Source organism: Pseudomonas sp. MD195_PC81_125, assembly GCF_014060985.1.
In the GTDB taxonomy this organism is placed as follows: domain Bacteria; phylum Pseudomonadota; class Gammaproteobacteria; order Pseudomonadales; family Pseudomonadaceae; genus Aquipseudomonas; species Aquipseudomonas parakoreensis.
This window is the reverse complement of sequence record NZ_JABULD010000788.1, coordinates 1-1,302: the sequence shown is the minus strand read 5'-3', so window position 1 is coordinate 1,302 and position 1,302 is coordinate 1. Positions and strand designations below refer to the sequence as shown.

The window sequence follows — 1,302 nt, the reverse complement described above, 5'->3', positions numbered from 1 at the left end:
ATGCACGCCGATGCGCGCTACGTGAACACCCTGGCCGAGGTGCGCAAATTGATCGACGGTCTGCGCCTTGAGCTCTATCGCACGCGGCTGGGCAGTGCCCACGTGATGGGCGGTTGCGCAATGGGTGAAGACCCGAAAAACGCAGTCACCGACAGCCTTGGCCGGCATCATCAACTGAGCAATCTGTCGATTCACGACGGCTCGCTGTTCCCCACCAGTATTGGCGCCAACCCGCAATTGTCGGTGTATGGACTGACTGCACAACTGGCGACATCCCTCGCCGATCGGCTGAGAAATCCGTGAAAAAAACGGTTTATCGCGTCGTCTATAGTGCTTTCTTACCCAACAGGCGACTTGGCCGACCGGGACGGCTGCGATACCATCCGACTCCCCAACGGACTCCCGCCAGGACGACGCGATGAACCGAGTGTTGTACCCAGGTACCTTCGACCCTATTACCAAAGGGCATGGCGATCTGGTCGAACGCGCCTCGCGCCTGTTCGATCACGTGATCATTGCGGTCGCCGCCAGCCCGAAGAAAAATCCGCTGTTCCCGCTGGAACAACGGGGTTGAGCTGGCTCGCGAGGTCACCAAACACCTGCCCAACGTCGAAGTGGTCGGCTTCTCGACGCTGCTGGCGCATTTCGCCAAAGAACAGAACGCCAATGTGTTCCTGCGCGGTCTGCGCGCGGTGTCGGACTTCGAATACGAATTCCAGCTGGCCAACATGAACCGCCAGTTGGCCCCGGACGTCGAGAGCCTGTTTCTCACCCCGTCCGAGCGTTATTCATTCATTTCCTCGACGCTGGTGCGGGAAATCGCCGCGCTGGGCGGCGATATCAGCAAGTTCGTGCACCCGGCCGTGGCCGATGCCCTGACCCTGCGCTTCAAAAAGTAGGAGCTGCAAGGCTGCGATCTTTTGCTTTTAAAGATTGCAGTCTCGTGCCCTTGATCGCAGCCGCGTGCACTGCGCTCGCCAATGCGGCACAATTGCGCGCATTGATTTATTGCGCCCGGGCCTGCCGCCCCGGCTGGAGTTAGCATGTCCCTGATCATCACCGACGATTGCATCAACTGCGACGTCTGCGAACCCGAGTGCCCGAACGCTGCCATTTCCCAAGGCGAAGAGATCTACGTGATCGACCCGAACCTGTGCACCCAGTGCGTTGGCCACTACGACGAACCGCAGTGCCAACAGGTCTGCCCGGTGGATTGCATTCCGCTGGACGAGGCGCATCCGGAGACTGAAGAACAGTTGATGGAGAAGTACCGCAAGATCACCGGCAAGGCCTGATCTGAAC

Annotated in this window: 2 protein-coding genes and 1 pseudogene; all 3 read left to right on the top strand. The window is 59.4% G+C overall.

What is annotated here, in order from left to right; genetic code table 11:
- Nucleotides 1–303 (top strand): GMC family oxidoreductase (locus tag HT737_RS29290; protein WP_220459570.1); only part of this gene is annotated, 303 nt, incomplete at its 5' end.
- A 115-nt stretch (nucleotides 304–418) separates the two neighbouring features.
- Nucleotides 419–899 (top strand): annotated as a pseudogene (gene coaD / locus HT737_RS29285) (pantetheine-phosphate adenylyltransferase).
- Between the two features lie 144 nt (nucleotides 900–1,043).
- The gene (locus HT737_RS29280) at nucleotides 1,044–1,295 is read left to right on the top strand and encodes a YfhL family 4Fe-4S dicluster ferredoxin (protein WP_003195146.1); all 252 of its coding nucleotides are present in this window, start codon (nucleotides 1,044–1,046) and stop codon (nucleotides 1,293–1,295) included.
- Nucleotides 1,296–1,302 lie beyond the last annotated feature (7 nt).

What these genes read in the sequence shown, in the direction of transcription:
- HT737_RS29280 (WP_003195146.1), top strand. Translation starts at nt 1,044, where the DNA reads ATGTCCCTGATCATCACCGACGATTGCATCAACTGCGACGTCTGCGAA.